10 protein-coding genes are annotated in these 18,603 nt (G+C 43.8%); 3 read left to right on the top strand and 7 right to left on the bottom strand.

Features of this window, described 5'->3' with window-relative positions; translation table 11 throughout:
- Positions 1–123: 123 nt before the first annotated feature.
- Genes AB5903_RS19400 through AB5903_RS19375 form a run of 6 tightly spaced genes read right to left on the bottom strand, consistent with a single transcriptional unit; the run spans position 124 to position 13,306 of the window.
- Positions 124–2,574 (bottom strand): pectinesterase family protein, encoded by a 2,451-nt coding sequence (locus AB5903_RS19400; RefSeq protein ID WP_368118121.1) that lies wholly within the window; start codon positions 2,572–2,574, stop codon positions 124–126.
- Positions 2,575–2,599: 25 nt separating this feature from the next.
- The gene (locus AB5903_RS19395) at positions 2,600–4,414 is read right to left on the bottom strand and encodes a fimbrillin family protein (protein WP_117904424.1); all 1,815 of its coding nucleotides are present in this window, start codon (positions 4,412–4,414) and stop codon (positions 2,600–2,602) included.
- Between the two features lie 59 nt (positions 4,415–4,473).
- Positions 4,474–6,081 (bottom strand): polysaccharide lyase family 1 protein, encoded by a 1,608-nt coding sequence (locus tag AB5903_RS19390; RefSeq protein WP_368118120.1) that lies wholly within the window; start codon positions 6,079–6,081, stop codon positions 4,474–4,476.
- Positions 6,082–6,110: 29 nt separating this feature from the next.
- Positions 6,111–8,015 carry a DUF5123 domain-containing protein gene (locus tag AB5903_RS19385; protein WP_368118119.1) on the bottom strand — a complete coding sequence of 635 codons (1,905 nt, stop codon included), beginning with the start codon at positions 8,013–8,015 and terminating at the stop codon, positions 6,111–6,113.
- A 30-nt stretch (positions 8,016–8,045) separates the two neighbouring features.
- On the bottom strand, positions 8,046–10,043 hold the full coding sequence (locus AB5903_RS19380; RefSeq protein ID WP_368118118.1) for a RagB/SusD family nutrient uptake outer membrane protein: 1,998 nt from the start codon (positions 10,041–10,043) through the stop codon (positions 8,046–8,048).
- A 20-nt stretch (positions 10,044–10,063) separates the two neighbouring features.
- Positions 10,064–13,306, bottom strand: coding sequence for a TonB-dependent receptor (locus AB5903_RS19375; protein WP_117904418.1), 3,243 nt, complete (start codon positions 13,304–13,306; stop codon positions 10,064–10,066).
- 495 nt (positions 13,307–13,801) lie between these two features.
- Between AB5903_RS19375 and AB5903_RS19370 the strand changes: the two genes are divergently transcribed.
- From AB5903_RS19370 to AB5903_RS19360, 3 genes are read left to right on the top strand one after another with little or no spacing between them, the layout of a single operon-like run.
- Positions 13,802–15,724 (top strand): DNA topoisomerase IV subunit B, encoded by a 1,923-nt coding sequence (locus tag AB5903_RS19370; RefSeq protein WP_034535857.1) that lies wholly within the window; start codon positions 13,802–13,804, stop codon positions 15,722–15,724.
- The gene (gene coaD, locus AB5903_RS19365) at positions 15,721–16,188 is read left to right on the top strand and encodes a pantetheine-phosphate adenylyltransferase (RefSeq protein WP_005655597.1); all 468 of its coding nucleotides are present in this window, start codon (positions 15,721–15,723) and stop codon (positions 16,186–16,188) included. The genes AB5903_RS19370 and coaD overlap by 4 nt, the downstream gene beginning before the upstream one ends.
- Positions 16,189–16,210: 22 nt before the next feature.
- A complete protein-coding gene (locus AB5903_RS19360; RefSeq protein ID WP_272709730.1) occupies positions 16,211–17,827 on the top strand; it encodes a S41 family peptidase in 1,617 nt (538 codons plus the stop codon).
- A 5-nt stretch (positions 17,828–17,832) separates the two neighbouring features.
- Here the strand turns inward: AB5903_RS19360 and AB5903_RS19355 are convergent, their stop codons facing one another.
- On the bottom strand, positions 17,833–18,435 hold the full coding sequence (locus AB5903_RS19355; RefSeq protein WP_272709729.1) for a phosphatase PAP2 family protein: 603 nt from the start codon (positions 18,433–18,435) through the stop codon (positions 17,833–17,835).
- Positions 18,436–18,603 lie beyond the last annotated feature (168 nt).

Below are 18,603 nucleotides of genomic sequence, written 5' to 3'. Positions count from 1 at the left end.
CTTGAAGAAAATAAACCGATTTATATAGTGATAAACAAGAAAGAAGGTGCATCGTGCATTACGACACACCTTCTTATAATAATAAATCACTGCAGGGAAGAGAGTAGGAACAAGTGTCGGCAACTATTCAGTGAACCATGTTGTGTCTGCGTAACCACCTAAAACGGTAGAGCGGTCTTTAAAGTATTGATTGTACTCTTCAGAGGTAAGCGTATGTATTCTATCTGTTCCATAAACACCACTTTCCTGTACAGGCTTCCCATCATCATACGTACAGTTATACATTTTACAACCGTCTTTGATGCCGGTGTCTTCACCGAGTTCTCCAATCTCATCTTTATTCTTGTTATAACGAATAATATTATCATCATAACCTGCAATAGGAACCATCGACTTATCCTCAGAATTAATACCGCCGCTGAAAAACTCCTTATCAATCGTAGTATTGACAAATGTTATATTATCAACCATTCCGGTGCCATCAGATCCTTCCAACAAACGGCACTTTGTCACTCCCTCTGCAACGGTCAAAATACAATCTGAAAATACATAACCGATATTATTTGCCTTAACACGCGCATTGAAGCCACGCCCACCGGAGGTTATCATTTCGACTTTGCAGCTTTCAAACAGGCATGCGGAGTTTCCTCCCCAAATAAAATCGGTATCACCCTCTACATAGCAATCATAAAACCAGTTATAACCGCCACCCGGCAATAATGTATCCTGCTGACTATAAAATCTGCAGTGTACAAATGCCGTGGCATTATCGCTCTTGTTACGAATGCACAACACTTCCGCTTGTGTCTTCGTTGGATACAAGCAACGCATACTGACATCCTCAAAACGAATTTTATCCGCTTTTCCGGCTATCAATACACCGGCTCTTCCGCCGCCCTGATTACGTCCGTCGACATAGGGAATATCCATTCCCGGTTTCAGAGCATCGGCAAGGCCGCTGTCGCAACCGTCTTTGATACCCGGATTCCAGTTGTTGTTATTGTCCGACTGTATCTCGGTCTTATCCGCTCCGGCTCCCTTAACGGTAAGGTTGCTCAAATTACGGATATTGACAATTTCTTCAAACTTTCCTTCATCCAGCATAATGGTCTTTTCACCTTCTACCGCATTTCTTGTAAAGAAATCCACGGCACCTTGCAAAGTATAAAAGTCCGCATTCGCATCCGTATGACTTACACTGACCGTAGTTTTCACTTCCGGTTCCGGACGGGTAGTGAAAAACCATTTGGAAGTAGTGATACCTTTGAAACCATCATGCTGTATCGCTTCCTTGTCTACAAGTACAAAATAGTCGGTATCGAAATCCAATTTACGACTGTGAGGTTTAATAATGACCTCATTGCCATCCACTTTTACAGCATGGTAGTTCACAATCAGTTTACGATCGCTCGAACCGATAACATCCATCCAAGTATTAAACTTAGTACCACCATTTTCCGAAATAGACTCCTGACGTTCATCCATGCGGATTTCATCTATCGGTTCCGCAAGGTTATCCGCCCGATAAATACGGATAGAACCGCTTGTTCCTAACCGAGGCGTTTCTCCTGTAAACGTAATTTTCAGCTCAGTATCGGCAAAAGCTCCCTTATCGCAGGGATAAAGTTTGTATTGGGAAGCTGTGGCTATTCCGGTAGTCGTCTCATTCTGCCACGGAGTGGAAGAACTGCCGCTCTGTTCCACATCCGCCGCACCGTCTATTGTACCCGATTCAGTAAGAATTTTCAAAGAAAAGACATACTTATACCCTGCCTCCAGAGAAGTCAATCCGGCAGTATTATCTTTGAACATCCAGCTATAAGCTTTGCCGTCAATCGAGAATTCTGCCACACAGTTATCAGTCAGCTCGCCGGGAAAGACAATCGCTTCGATACTGTTTTCATCTGTATTCAGAAAAGCCTGAATAGGTGCGGTAGCTGTTTGCGCAGAAAGATTTCCACTCTTCAGGTTTAATGTCACATGTGTTTTCATACCCTGAAATATCGGTTCTCCATCCGCTTGCAGCGGTTTTTCCTCTTTATCGGTCAACTTCAAAATAACCTTCGCCAAACAATGGGAAAAGTTAAGCGGCACCATCGAAGAAGACTCTTCGCGGGTACGAGCGTGTGTACCGTCCGATACGGCATACATTAAATCATAAGGAGCGGTACCCTGTTGCTGATTATCCAACACCAACGGATAAAGATATTCATTGATGTTTTCTACATAAGGATAATATGCTTTGAAAGAAACTTCCTGCCCATCCGCAGGAAACATCAAAGGTTTATCGGCTTTAAAGGTGGCAAGTTGCTCCTCATTCTGGCAGGTGTACGGAACATTATTGGAGAATGTCATCAAATTCTCCGTCCCTGCAGCGTACATATAAGTGCCTATACGGTCTCCCTTAGCCCAACTTCCGCCATCGGTCGCGATACGGGTTTGGTATTCTCCGATATTAGCGGAGAACACCACGCCGTTGCTGTCCGATGAAGCTACTCCGTTGTTGTCTTCATCAGAACATGCATAAAGGCAAAGAACACCTAAAAGAGTGTATATATAAGATGTAAATTTCATATCAATAACTGCTTGTTGATTTTAGTTATTTCTTCCAACGCGGGTCACCTGCATCTACAGAAGTTGAAAAATCTTTTCCACCTAGAACAGTACTGTTACTTTCATTCGGGAAAAGCATTATTCTTGTATTAGTTACATCCATTATATACTCACCATCATCATATGATTTTAACGAACTGGTACAAGCTCCATCCGAAACTGCATAATTATTTTCAAAGATTGTTTCTGAATTTTGTTTCACATTCCAATTAATATTCTTACATGTAGCCAATACGATTGTATTCTTGAAAGTCAAGAAAAGAGCTCCCGCCTTTCCACCTGTATTCTGGAAAATTGTTGCATCTCCCATATCCACTAATGTACAATTTTCAATTTCGAAGGTTGTTATTTCAGCTAAATCACTGTCACCTTTATAAGCATGGAACGCTTGTCCGTTAAAGTTATATAATGTTGAATTGGTAAGTATGACAGATTCACAAGTACCTTTATCTAATATTGTAGCAGAATTATATATCATGCAATCATTAATAGTCATAGATGATACAATATTTTGTCCACCAATCTCTGCGCCTTCCCCATAAAGAGCTTTTACATCATGAATATAACAACCAGAAACGGTTATAACTGCGCCAGTAGCTAACTGTTTATTACAAAATCTAGCATTCGCATCACCGGCTATTTCCAGGTTCTGCATTGTCAGTTTTTCCAATGTTGCGGACTCAAAGTCCAACCCTTTCATCGTAACCTTTGCCTGTCCCTCTTTTCCAATCAATAACAAATCCGTAATTCCTGCAGGTACAGTAATCATATCTGCCTTATAAGTATTTCCAGCAACAAACTTCAAGGCAATAGCACCTCGTTTTCCATCAAGGCAACTGGCCAATGCATCCGCATCATCAGCAGGTGCCTCTACAACCATATATCCGGGTATTTCCGGTGTCACTGCTTCAGCATTACCGTCCACATCACCACCCGGTTCATACGGAGAGTTACCGCCTTCTATCTGGTCTACACTGCCCAATACGGATTCGCCTAAACCGATTTTGATAGTGTATATGTAACCTGACTTCAATTCAGAAATAGTACCGGAATTGAAAGTATACTCATACGTATTATCCTCTGCTGCATCAGTAGTAATAATCATACTGAGTGCTGTAGCCGGGTTAGTAGGTAAAACCAATGCACTATATTTATTGTCGGCAGTCTTGCAGGGAGTAATATAACCTTTTGCTTCATTAGAAAACTCACCGGTAGCGATATTAAAATCGGCACTTATAGATATTCCCTGAATAGATACGCTCTGTACAGTCTCACCACTATTAGAAGTAATCTCAATGGCAAGTTTTGCCAACTGATGCTTGAACGTCATAGACAAACTCTTGGCATCCTCACTACTTACATTATCATTCACAGCCCACATTAAATCGTGAGCAGCATAGCCTTCTGCCTGATTTCCCAATGCAACTTTATAAATACCGCCGGTAATATCTCCATTTTGCGGATAATAAGCTGTAAACTTGGCATTCTCACCCGCAATCTGGATACCGGTCTCTGAAGTAAAATTCACAGGACTTTCTCCGCCCTGTGTAGTAAACAAGACGTTCTCGGCACCATTCAGAATATCAGTATTCCCGGCACCCGCACCATACATATACACACCTATTTTATCAGTACCTTCCCATGTATTAGTCACATCATTGAAACGTGTATACGCTTTCTCGGCTGTCTGCAAAGACATCACTCGGTTATCCGCATTTCGGGAAAGATTCTCAATCTCGTTATTGCAAGCCGTAATCATTGTTCCGGCCGCCATTAAAGTAAATAGTTTAAAAAGTTTCATAGTACTATCCGTTATTTTGATATTAATAAATATTCCATGTTATTCATCCGGTACAACCATTACTCGACTACCGTGCCACCCTCGCGACACTTATCCATAATGTCTTGTACCAAACTGTTCAGATACATTTCCAGATTGGTATATTCACCATTTTCATCAACAGTCTTTAAATTGCCATCGGCAGCATAATCCTTGTTCAATCCGTACTGCGTTTCCCAATAATCGGGAATACCGTCACCGTCGGTATCGGTCAGGTCGTTATCCGCCACCTGCACCAATACGGGATAGCCATTTTCATCCACTCCTTCTACAATACCTACCAGCTCACTCGGATGGTTAATATAACCCAACTTATGGTTATTTCCTTGAATATTGCACGTTGCCTTACGCTCAGCTACTTCATCCATGATGAATTTGTCATAATTGTCCCGATAGTTGCAAGCACCTACATACTTCAATACCTGATCGTAGGCTGCCTCAGCCGTATGGGTGGTAACTCCTTTAACATCTACTACCTGACTGCCGTTATTGATGACCGATTTACCCTCGGATTCCCAAGTATAATCATTACCGGCATTGTCTTCCTGTTGTGCATAAACACCGTCTGTCCAGTTATCAGCAGTCACATCCGCATTGCCGAACATATAATTGCCGTCAATATAGAATCGTCCCCATATTCCTTTAAAAGGCTCGAATCCCTCACCGTTATCATAATTCTGACCGTAAATGCCAATGCGTGCGATACGATAACATCTTCTGTCTCTTAACAAGTCGGTGGTAGGTCCCGGCTTATAATAATTGTTCACCAGATTAGCATGCTGTGTTTCACCACCGTAACATCCTTCGCCACCCCAGTTGTAGAAAACATTGTTACGTATATCAACCTGTTCGCCCAATTCCAAAGTAGAGGGACGAGGGCCAAGACGCGGTGTACGACTGTCACAGTGTGCTATCAGATTATGGTGATAAGTAGCATTGTGCCCACCCCAGTTACCGGCAAAGCCATGCGCTTTACCATCTTTTGCCTGTGTGAAGTAAAGAGCCTGCGAAGCAATGCACCACTGTACGGTAGAGTTCTCCATGCCGTAAACCGAAAGAGTCTCATCCGAACTCCAGCTTACAGAACAGTGGTCTACGATGATGTTCTTTCTATCCATACCGCCAAGACCGTCCACATCATCTGCCGGATTACCCGGACGGAAACGCATGAAGCGTATAATAACATTATTAGCGGCAATGGTAAAGGCTTGATCCGCGATACAGACTCCACCCGGTGAGGTCTGCCCGGCAATGGTTATGTTATCAGCTTCTATCTTCAACGCTTTTTTCAAGTGGATAGTACCCGCTACATCGAACACGATAGTACGCGCACCACTTTGGCGGACCGCCCAGCGGAATGTACCCTGGTCACCGTCACCGCCGTCTTCCAATGACGTTACATGGTAGACTTTACCACCACGTCCGCCTGTAACGTCACGTCCATGTCCTTCAGCTCCAGGAAAAGCACGTAACTCACCGTAATTCAATTGGGTAATGGTACCTTCCGGAATTTCTTCCGGAAGGAGAGGCTTATAATCATTATCCAATTGGGGCTCAATGGAAGTACATGACGCAAACAATGCACTTCCCGCCAAAAGGCTGCAACTCAACAAATATTTTATTTTCATAATTTTATCTTTATTATTTGATTCTGATTTTAATTATTCCAACGCGGGTCACCGAATTTCTTATAATCTTTCGGAGCTACGGTAAAGTCTCCAGTCGCTGCATTCGGGAATAGCTCCGCACTGGTTTTATCAATGTTCATAACTGTGGAAGAAGCAGGCCACCCATTTTTACCGTAAGTAAAATCACTGGCGGAATAAACATTCTCGGCTATTACTGCATTGCCATCCCTAAATCCCGAATCTGCGGCAATCTTACCACCAAACAATGTATTGGTAACCTTCAACGTAGAACCTAATTTCTCATCATTTGTAAACGCCTTACCATCACTATTCGGAGCTTCATAAAAAGTACATCCTTCAATATTAAATGTACGGGGAACTATTTTTGAGCGAATAACGTTACCTGCCATATTAAAAATAGTAGAATTCTTAATATTGATATTCGTCAATGTACCACTCTTATCCTCCGTCAAATTAAGCAAGCTTCCATCCTTTGTAAAATTGCCGACTATACAATTACTAATTGTCAGTATACCTAAGCTAGGCTTACCTTCTCCATGTTTCACTCTAAACAAGACTTGTCCGTCTAAAATATCACAGGCTTCTATCTTCATTTCCGTGAATGTGTTAGAATCATCCTGAATATTAAATATACGACCATTGGCGTTCTCGACAGTAGTAGTAATCTCCAAATTAAAGAACTCTATCGTATGGAAACTTCCCTTGATTCCCAATGCACTGGCCAACCTCAACACAGCTTTACTATCATCACTTTCCTCACCCCAAACAATTACATTTATACCGGAAGTACTCGGTATCTTTATGTCATCCACCTCGCTGCCATTATTCTTCATTTTTTTCAATGTAAAATCAGCATTGGAAGCCAGTTTAAATACCGTATTCCGATTGATACTCTTTGTTACTTCAGTGATAAAGTCATCCTCTGAACCTATCTCAATCACCACGTATCCGGCAGGAATAGCGCGTTTTGTTGTAAATGTCTTATATCCCATCACAGCCGTACCGTTCAGCAAAGCAAATGTATAAGTAGTATAATCATTGAGATTATTCAGCATAAGACCGCTGTTACCATCAAAGGAAACCGGATTGGCAGTAGAATATTCCGTACCTTCCACCAGAGTATATGCATTGGCTCTGACATTACCAACATAATTCCATTCAAGAGTAGCGCCGTTTGTTTGGACATTACCGATTGTAATCGGCAACATCTCGCCTTCACCGGTCATTACTTCAATGCTTCCGCGCATTGTCTCTCCATTATAGATTTCAACCGTATAGCGTGTTCCCTGGGTAAGACCGGAAATAATACACGAACCAAACGCTATATCAGCTTCCGAAAGTTCAATAGTTTCATCATAAGAAGCGTCTTCCGTATAAATGCGGATACGGTCAACTTTGCAAGGTTGCCAAGAGATACGGATGGATTTTTCTTCAATGTCACCGTTATCGGTGGAAGGAGTCGCTAATACTTGTTCTTCTTTACAAGTCTTAAAAGTCCCATCTTCCAGATAAACCCAATCGGACTCTTTATCTCCGTTCACCGACTTGATACGTGCATAATATTCCGTATTCGGGATCAATTCCTTTAGCGTATAAGCAGTCTTCGTTATCTGCTCATCCCCATTACCGAAAACAATACTCCCCTCAGAGGTTCCCAGCTCCACTGCGTCCGTCAAAAGAGCAGTACTGATTTCTATAATATAATTTTTCGTTTCCGGAGTACCTTGCCAAGAAACTTCAGCCTGCGCAATATCTTCCGCGGGAGTAACCGTGAAACTGGACGTCTTCGTACCGAAAAGACGAGCATAAGCCGAATCCGCCTCCCAATCATTACCGTCGGTACAAGAACTCGTACTAAGAACGGCCGAGAGCAGCAATGCTCCCAAACCGATAATATATCTAAAATCTCTCATAATGTTTCTCATTGTTATAGGTTCTGCAAATTAGTTGGCGTAGCCATAAGAGTTATACAAATTTCCATTCGATGTAGAAATGGTAGTAGAAGCGATGGGCAATAAATAGCGGTTCTTCACCTCCTTGTTCAAACCGGATGAAATGCTCGGCAGGTTAATCGTCAACTGTTCCTGTCCCTTACTGTCATTCAATTCCTTACCCCAGAAATCCTTACTCTCGAAGCCGCTTGTACTCGACGGTTTTTCATACCAATTAATACTATTCAGGTCTATCTCCTGGTCGGCATATACAGCAGTGGTTTTGTACTTGTAATATACCTTTGAAGGATAGCCCCCCGCCTGGTCGGCAAGATTTACACATTCCTTATAAGCCTCTTTGAACTCATCGATTTTGTTACTGAGTTCGTTCCAACGAATCAAGTCGAATTTACGTACACCTTCACCGGCAAGCTCCCATGCATTCTCGTCCATAATGGCACCCATGAAACCTTTATCGGCAATAACCTTCTCAATGAAAGCTTCTCCGACAGCCTTATCCGCATCGGCATAAGCCCGCTTATGAACAGCCAACAGAGCATCTTTAGCAGTCATCACACATACATTTCCATCCATATCCACCCCTTGAGCCGATTCCGTCTTGTAATTTTCATAAACCGCCTCTGCATACATAAGTAAAACATGCGGATAACGCATCTTCACCACATTGATACCCGAACAAATCTTGGCGGACGCATCTCCCGCACGTACGGCTTCCAGCCATAACGTATTACCCGCCATCATGCGGTAATCCCACTTGCCGCAGTAAATAGAGAACGGTTTGTTACCGGAAAGGGTTTCACGAAACACCTTCGTATCTTTATCCGTAGAAAACTCCGACAGTGCGCAGGTAATATTACGCCGCGTATCTTTCCCACTGTGGTCAAACGACCAGAAATAAGGAGCTGTCAATTTCAACTTACCGGAAGAATTACCTTTCAGCCCGAAGTAGCTGCTTGCTCCGCTTACACGGAAACCTACCGTATACCCTAACTCACCGCTTTTATTCAGCATCATCGGGATTTCAAACAAGTTTTCCGGTTGTACGGTCTGCAACTCACACACATTCATTTGTCGCCAATACTCCTCTACCGAAGTGGTCAGGGAGTGCTTCATGGAGTTGATGACAGCAGCCAAATGTTGCTCCGCCAACTTATACATTTTGACACGCGTCTCGTCGTCACAACGTTGGGTCGGATAGACAGGATCGCTGTTCTCTCCTTCAATATACCCCTCTTTCGCCTTCTCCCGGATAGCAAAGCCGGCACGTGTCAGCGCGATATTGGCCAATAATCCGTGAGCATATCCGCGTGTAACGTGTTCCGTAGTATATCCGTCCTCACCTGCCCACGGAAGGTCCGGGATAATCTCTTCCAAATCTGTAATCAACGAGTCCATAATCTCATCACGGTCTGTCTTGCCAAGATAAGCATTGCTCAAATCCGACTGAGAACGCTCCATCTTAAAAGGAATATCACCGAACAAACGTATCAAATCGAGATAAACCATTGCACGCAATGTTTTCGCCTCAGCACGATAGCACAACATTGTTTTCTTAAGAGCCCGCGCTTCGCTCGTATCTTCCGAGGGATTCAGCAAAGGACTTGCCTCTATGCCTTCAATCACCAAATTGGTATTCTCTATCAGCTTATACATGGCATCCCACACATTTGCCAGTCTCGACCAACCGGGACTGCAATTATAGTTCATACATCCACGCTCATTCGACGTATTGCTTGCATCCACCCCTAAACCATCCACCAATTCGCAGTCCGTATTCAGTCCGCAAACAATAGGGAGAAAGCTCGAATAGGTCTGGTCCTGTGTCAAATCGCCATACACCTTATTCAAAGCGAGATTAGTATAATACGTATTATTAAACACCGTTTCATCATTCATTTCTGACGGTGAACTTTGGTCAAGGAAATCGGAGCAAGAAGTAAAATAAATGACTCCCGCCGACAATATCAAGGTTTTATAGATTGCTTTCATATACATTTATATATTTAGAGTTAGAACGTAATATTGATACCACCGACAAACGAACGGCTTTTCGGATAAGCCGCATAATCGACACCCGGTGTCAACGCATTGCGCTTACTGCTGGTATCGACCTCAGGGTCTGCACCGGTATAGTTGGTCCAGCAGAACAAATTATATCCGGTCAGATATATACGCACATTCTGCAGGAACGCTTTCTTCACCCAAGTTTTGGGGAGTGTATAACCCACAGTAATATTGTTGATACGTAAGAAAGAAGCATCTTCCACAGCATAATCAATCAACTGCATGGTCGTAACCGCAGCCGGATGGAAGATTGAAGCGTTACGATTGAGTTGATTCAAACGCAGTCCGGCCTCAGTCATAGAACCGTACGTTTCGAGTACAGCGCTACTGCTGCTGGCAAGATTCAAACCTGTTTCCGGGTCAATCCATGTATAACGGTTGCCCAACGCAAAGTCGTTATTCAAATTATAACCTGTCCTCGAGCCGGAACGGAACGAAGAAGCCAACTTTGTACCATTGATAATTACATTTCCCAACGAGTAGTTGAAGAACAGATTGAAATCGAAATTACCGACATTACCATTAAAGCCAAAGCCACCTGTCAGAGGAGCCACAGTATTACCTAACCGTTGTTTGATGGGGTTACCGTTTTCATCGCACTGGAGTTTCAATCCTCCCGGAGAGTAAGCACCGCCGGTAATGGTCTGACTATTATCTTTCAGTCCGTCACGCAATGTCCATTCACCGTCACCCCAAATCAAATCACCATTGGGATTGGAAACAGGATCGTACACCGTATAATATCCGTTAGTTTTGAATCCCCATACTTCACCTAAACGGCCACCTTCTTCTACACGGAAATCCTCGTACTTGGAAATCGTACTTCCCGCCCAGTTGCTGCTCTGCCATGGAGTATCCGTAGTCAGTTTATCAATCTTATTGCGGTTATATGCCAGATTGAACGTAAAGTTCAAACCGTATTTCTTCGTATCCAGCAGAACGGCGCTCATCGAAAATTCCACACCCTTATTGGAAGTCTGCCCGAAGTTGCGGTACTGATAGTTGTATCCGGTAGTAGACGGAATTTCCGTTTTCATCAACAAATCTTTGGTAGTGTTCCAATAAAGGTCAATAGAACCGGAAATACGATTATTCCAAAAGCCATAGTCAATACCAAGGTTACGGGTTACGGTAGTTTCCCACTTCAAATCAGGATTATATAAATTCGTACCATGTTCCAGCATGGAAGACATGGCATCGCCAAAAGCCGGATAGCGGGCGTCGTTACCCGAAAGGGAATAAGTAGTATTAAGCAATCCGGAATTAATGCGGTTGTTACCTGCCGTACCAAAACTCAAACGGAGTTTTAACGAAGAGAGCCAGTCTTTAACGCTTTCCATGAACGTCTCATCCGAGATACGCCATGCCAATGCAGCCGATGGAAACAATCCCCATTGATTACCTTTACCAAACTTACTGGAACCATCGCCACGCAGTGTAAAGGTCAGTAAATAACGGTCCATCAAAGTATAGTTGGCACGACCGAAGAAAGAGAGCATGTTTTCCTTTGCGCCGAGGGTGGACTGCGTAGGAAGTGCAGTGCCCGTACCCATATTTGCTTTAATTTCCGAGATGTTCATCGTATTCGGAAAAGCAACCGATACATTCTCAACGGACTTCTTGAAACTGCTGCTCACTTCATGACCGATGAGGACATTCAGGCGATCACGCCCCTCGAACAAATCCTTGTTTTCATAAGTCAGCGTATTGGCATTACGCCAGCTATTGGTCTTCTCACGCAACAGATAAGCCTGCGGTTTACCGTTATTTCCGTATTTTGAGTTAGAAACGGCATCCACTCCCCAGTATTGCTCCGTATCATCATATTTCCAGCCATAGCCGAACTCCGAACGGAATGTCCAACCCTTAAACGGTTTCCAATTGATACCGACATTATAATTCTGATTAAAAGTACCGCGCTCTTTCTCTGTGGCAAGTAAACGCTCCAACGGGGTCTTCTGAGTTGCCGTAGAGTTCTCCTCGTCATCCGTACTGGTTTGCAAAGGATCTATCGGACGGAAAATAACCGAATTGGCTACCGTAGAATTAGCCGCATTCGATTCGTTCGTATCTGCACCGCCACCCAAGCCTTCTACTGCGGTATGGCTCAAACGGGCATTAAAATCCAAAGAAAGCCATTTATTCAGCTCCGATTTAATTTTAGCATTAATGTTGTCCTTCTTAAAACCGGAATTCAACATGATGCTCTTCTCCTCGTTATGCGCATAGCTGACACTGTATTGCAACTCCTTACTACCACCACTTACATTGATATTATATTGCTGTTGGTTACCGGTTCGTCCAAACATCTCATCCTGATAATCGAATCCGTCCACCGAACGCCAAATGTCCATATCGCTGTAATTACCATGTTTGCCCATATCTATCTCATTCTGATAAGCCACATAATTATAAGAGTCAAGTACTTTGGTAAGGCGGGTTACCTGCTTCACGCCGAACGAAGCTCCAAAATCCACCTGCACTTTTCCCTCTTTACCGCTTTTGGTCGTAATGATGATAACTCCGTTGGCGCCACGTGCACCATAAATAGCGGTAGAAGAGGCATCTTTCAACACATCGATGCTCTGAATCTCGGAAGGGGCGATATCGCTGATGCTCGACACAGGAAATCCATCCACAATGTACAAAGGTGAATTATCCTGCGACAACGAACCACCGCCACGAACACGTATCTTCATTTCCGCATCGGGCGAGCCCTCCGTAGTAGTAATATTCACACCTGCCAACTTTCCGGTCAAGGCCTCTACAGCGCTCGATACTGGAACTGCTGCAATATCCTCCGCCTTAACAGAAGCTACAGAACCGGTAAGATCACGCTTGTTAACAGTACCGTAACCTATAACCACAACCTCATCCAGCAATTCGGTATCATCTTGCAGTGTCACATTTACAGAAGATTGTCCGTTATATTTTACCTCTTCCGCTTTATAACCGATAAAAGTAAAGACAATGACATCTGACTTCTTCATATTAGACAATGTAAAATCACCGTCAATGCCAGTGATAGTACCGTTTGTAGTACCTTTTACTATAACATTGGCTCCAATCACCGGCTCACCTGAGGTATCCTTCACGATACCAGAAACCTGTTTCCCTTGAGCAAAAGCAAACAAGCAGATAAAACTTAATAGAACAACCAAGTAAGTCCTCTGGAATTTTTGATTCATAAATGTTTTTATTTTTAGTATTAGTATATTATTTAAATATTAGTTCGATGCGATATTATTTCCCAAATACCATAGAAGTACTGTTAGAATACTTCATACTATTAGACTCATGTATATTTAATTAACAATGTATTAGATTTAAACACATCAATTTATTGATATAATAGCGCAACAAAAGTAGTAATACAATACAATATGGATGTGGACTAATTAATGAAAAAGGTTCAAAAACTAACAGCAGTAGATAAAAAGTATCCTTTTTCAAAGTGTAATTCTTAGTTTCTCTCAGGACATAACAATAATTCCACAAACACATATTCTACCGGTATGCAGGATACATCACCTTATACTCCTTTTCAATTATGCCTTCCCTTATTAAATACCCGGTAAACTGAAAAAAGTTTCAGGGCATATATTTGTTCACATAGGGTGTTTTATATTGATTTTCTTATTAACTTTGCGAAATATCAGTGCTTACAATACAAGATGTTTTCTATGGAAGATAATAATATGATGTTGCCGTTGGAAGGTTCTGCCGGTTATGAGGAAAAGACAACCGGTACAAATACCGGCAGCAGTGAGGTTGAATACAATGAAGATAACATTCGCCATTTGGACGACATGGAGCATATCCGTGTCCGTTCGGGCATGTACATAGGCCGTCTTGGCGACGGTTCGCAAAATGATGACGGTATCTATGTATTGCTGAAAGAGGTAATGGACAACAGTATCGATGAATTCAAGATGGGTGCCGGCAAACGAATCGAAGTCAACATAGAAGAAAATCTCCGCGTAAGCGTACGCGACTACGGACGAGGCATTCCGCAAGGAAAGCTGGTAGAGGCAGTCAGCAAACTGAATACCGGCGGTAAATACGACAGCAAGGCATTCAAAAAGAGCGTTGGTCTGAACGGTGTCGGCATCAAGGCAGTCAATGCACTCAGCAGCCGTTTCGAGGTACGCAGTTACCGCGACGGCAAAGTACGCACGGCTATTTTCGAGAAAGGCGTACTGCAAAGCGACCTGACAGAGGACAGTACGGAAGAAAACGGTACGTATATCTTCTTTGAACCCGATAACACCCTCTTTACCAATTACTCCTTCCAGAACCAGTTTGTAGAGACACTGCTACGCAACTATACTTATCTCAATACGGGGCTGACTTTCATCTACAACGGGCAACGGATTATCTCCCGCCACGGTCTGGAAGACCTTCTGAAAGACAACATGACCAGCGAGGGGCTTTATGACATCGTCCACCTGAAAGGGGAAGACATCGAAATAGCCTTTACGCATACCAACCAGTATGGAGAGGAATATTATTCTTTCGTAAACGGACAGCACACCACACAGGGCGGTACGCACCAGACTGCCTTAAAGGAACATATAGCCCGCACCATCAAGGAGTTCTATAACAAGAACCAGGATTATGCCGACATCCGCAACGGACTGGTAGCCGCCATTGCCATTGATGTGGAAGAACCGATGTTCGAAAGTCAGACCAAGACCAAGTTAGGCTCTAACAATATGTGGCCCGAAGGCCCTACCGTAAACAAATATGTAGGCGACTTCATCAAGACGGAAGTGGACAACTACCTGCACAAGAATCCGTTAGTGTCCGAAGTCATGCTGCAAAAGATACAGGACTCCGAGAAAGAGCGCAAGGCTATTGCCGGGGTTACCAAGCTGGCCCGCGAACGGGCTAAAAAGGCTAATTTGCATAACCGCAAGTTACGCGATTGCCGCTTCCACCTGAGCGACGGTAAAGGCAAAGACCAGGAAGCGGAATCGTGTATCTTCATTACCGAGGGTGATTCCGCCAGCGGCTCCATCACCAAGAGCCGCGATGTAAACACGCAAGCAGTATTCAGCCTACGCGGTAAGCCCCTCAATTCCTACGGCCTGACAAAGAAAGTAGTCTATGAAAATGAAGAGTTTAATTTACTTCAGGCGGCGCTGAACATCGAAGACGGTATCGAAGGGCTTCGCTATAACAAAGTGATTGTTGCCACCGATGCCGATGTGGACGGCATGCACATCCGTCTGCTTATCATCACATTCTTCCTGCAGTTCTTCCCCGATCTGATAAAGAAAGGGCATGTATACATCTTGCAGACTCCCTTGTTCCGTGTGCGCAACAAGAAGAAAACAAGCTATTGCTACACAGAGGACGAACGGGTGAAAGCAATTGAGGAATTAGGTCCGAATCCGGAAATCACCCGGTTCAAGGGTCTGGGAGAGATTTCACCGGATGAATTCAGACATTTCATCGGCAAAGACATGCGTCTGGAACAGGTATCCTTACGCAAAACAGACTTAGTAAAAGAGTTATTGGAGTTCTACATGGGTAAAAACACTATGGAACGGCAAAACTTTATCATCGATAATCTGGTTATAGAAGAAGATTTAGCATCATGAGAAGAGCAATCTTTCCGGGCACATTCGACCCGTTCACTATCGGCCATGCTTCGGTAGTGCGCCGTGCGCTGACTTTCATTGACGAAATCGTCATAGGAATAGGTATCAACGAGAATAAGAATACGCATTTCCCTATTGAAAAGCGCGAAAAGATGATACGGGATTACTACCGGGACGAGCCGCGCATCAAGGTACAGTCATACGACTGTCTGACCATTGACTTCGCCAAAGAAGTGGATGCCAGTCTGATTATACGCGGCATACGCACGGTAAAGGATTTCGAGTACGAGGAAACGATTGCCGATATAAACCGCAAGCTGACAGGAATTGAAACCATTCTGCTCTTTACGGAACCGGAACTGACCTGCGTAAGTTCCACTACCGTACGCGAACTGCTGCAATTCGGAAAGGATATAAGCATGTTCCTTCCGGAAGGAATGGAAATGAGTGATGAGATGAAATGATTGGTAGTTAGTGACAAGAATAATGAAGAAGATTTTTGCTATTATAGTATGTATATGTGCCGTAACGGCGCAGGCTCAGAAAATGGGCAATGAAGCTCTCCGCAAGTTGCAAATGGCAGAGTTTGCCATAGCCAACCTCTACGTGGACTCCGTGGATGAGAACAGACTGGTGGAAGAGGCCATTATCAAGATGCTGGCGCAGCTTGATCCGCACTCTACCTACAACAATGCCGAAGAAGTAAAGAAAATGAACGAACCCCTGCAAGGCAACTTCGAAGGTATCGGCGTACAGTTCCAAATGATAGAAGATACGCTGCTTGTAGTACAGCCCGTCAGCAACGGTCCCTCGGAGAAAGTAGGCATTCTTGCCGGCGACCGCATCATAGCCGTTAACGACTCCGCCATTGCCGGAGTTAAAATGAGCACGGAAGACATCATGAGCCGGTTACGCGGAGAGAAAGGCTCGGAAGTCAAACTGACAATCGTGCGCCGCGGAGTGAATGAACCCTTATTCTTCACTGTAAAACGGGATAAAATACCTATTCTCAGTCTGGATGCCGCATATATGATACAGCCCCGGACAGGTTATATCCGCATCAATCGCTTTGGGGCAACCACTGCCGAAGAGTTTCTTAAAGCATTAAAGGAGTTGCAGAAAAAAGGAATGAAAGACCTGATACTCGACCTGCAAGGAAATGGCGGTGGCTATCTGAACGCCGCTATCGACCTCGCCAATGAATTCCTGCAACAAAAGGACCTCATTGTTTATACGGAAGGCAGAGCCGCACGCCGCAGTAATTTCCATGCCAAAGGAAACGGAAAGTTTAAAGACGGCCGTCTCGTCGTTCTGGTGGATGAATATTCCGCATCCGCCAGTGAAATCGTAACCGGAGCCATTCAGGATTGGGATAGAGGTGTAGTCGTAGGCCGGCGCACTTTCGGCAAAGGATTGGTGCAACGCCCTATCGACCTGCCGGACGGCTCTATGATACGCCTGACCATTGCCCGCTACTATACTCCTTCCGGCCGTTGCATACAGAAGCCTTATGACAAGACCGCCAACCCGGACGGCACGCTTAGCGGGGAAAATAATCTGGAAAAATACAACCAGGAATTGATAGACCGCTTTAATCATGGCGAATTAATGCATGCCGACAGCATACATTTCCCCGATTCCCTGAAGTACCAGACAAAAAAATTAGCGCGCACCATTTATGGCAGTGGCGGTATCATGCCCGACTTCTTCGTGCCGATAGATACCACCCAATACACAGACTATCATCGGAATATCGTTGCTAAAGGTGTCGTTATCAAGACAACTATGAAATTTATAGAAAGCCATCGGAAAGAGTTGCAAAGCAAATATAAGAAATTCGAAACGTTCAACGATAAGTTCGAAATCAGCGATGAGATATTAGCAAACATGCAGACTCTTGCGGAACAAGAAAAGATTAAGTTCGACGAGAAGCAATACCAGAAGTCCCTGCCGCTCATCAAAACGCAACTAAAAGCGTTGATAGCCCGCGACCTGTGGGATATGAATGAATACTTCCAGATAATGAATACTACGGACAGCAGCGTACTACAAGCCCTGAAAGTTCTAAATGAAGGAGCGTATGAAAAAGTGGTAAGGTTATAACCTTATCACTTTCCAAACAACCAGCGGTTCAGCCAGCGGTTTACATAGATATTCACAATCGCACAGCCTGCACCGATAGCCGCACCTGCCAGTACATCCGAGGGATAATGTACACCCTCATTCATACGGGACACTCCGACGGAACAAGCCCACAAGGCAGAAGGGGCTATTACGTACCACTTAGGATATTTTATGCACAGAGAAGTGGCAAGTGCGAAAGCCGATGCGGTATGCCCGGAGGGAAATGAAGGACTGCTCTCATGGCTATACGGATGTACCCTATCCGGATAGCGTTCATACGGACGTTCGCGGTCGACAAGATATTTCATACCATACGCCACCACAAAAGCACCCGCCACACTTGTTCCGACATATACGGCATCCTTCAACAAGTCCTTGTCCTTTTTAGCCCATGCCGTCAAAGCCATAGCTACCGGGACACCAATGACCACATAAGGCTCCGAACGGGAAATAAATTTATTGTAATTACGGACAAATTTATTATCCCAGCCATTAACCCGATGTAAGGTATTAATATCCCAATTCTGTGCAAAGAGATTTGATACAACAAAGGAAATAAAAAATACAAAAAAAATGGTTCTTCTCATAAAACCTATCTATTAGTTTGGCGCAAAGATAGCCGAAATCCTTAGAGTATTCGCAAAATTATCTTATCTTTGTTGCCACAATTTACATATTAAGGTGAGTTCTATCAATTCAATTTATCCTCTTGTATCAGACAGCAGAACTCTTTAACTGCCCAATTTGTGAGCTTT

This window comes from Bacteroides sp. 2201st1_D9_2201SCRN_220225 (genome assembly GCF_040928965.1).
Lineage (GTDB): Bacteria > Bacteroidota > Bacteroidia > Bacteroidales > Bacteroidaceae > Bacteroides > Bacteroides stercoris.
Note: the sequence above shows the minus strand (reverse complement) of the source record. Positions and strands in the feature narration are given on the sequence as shown.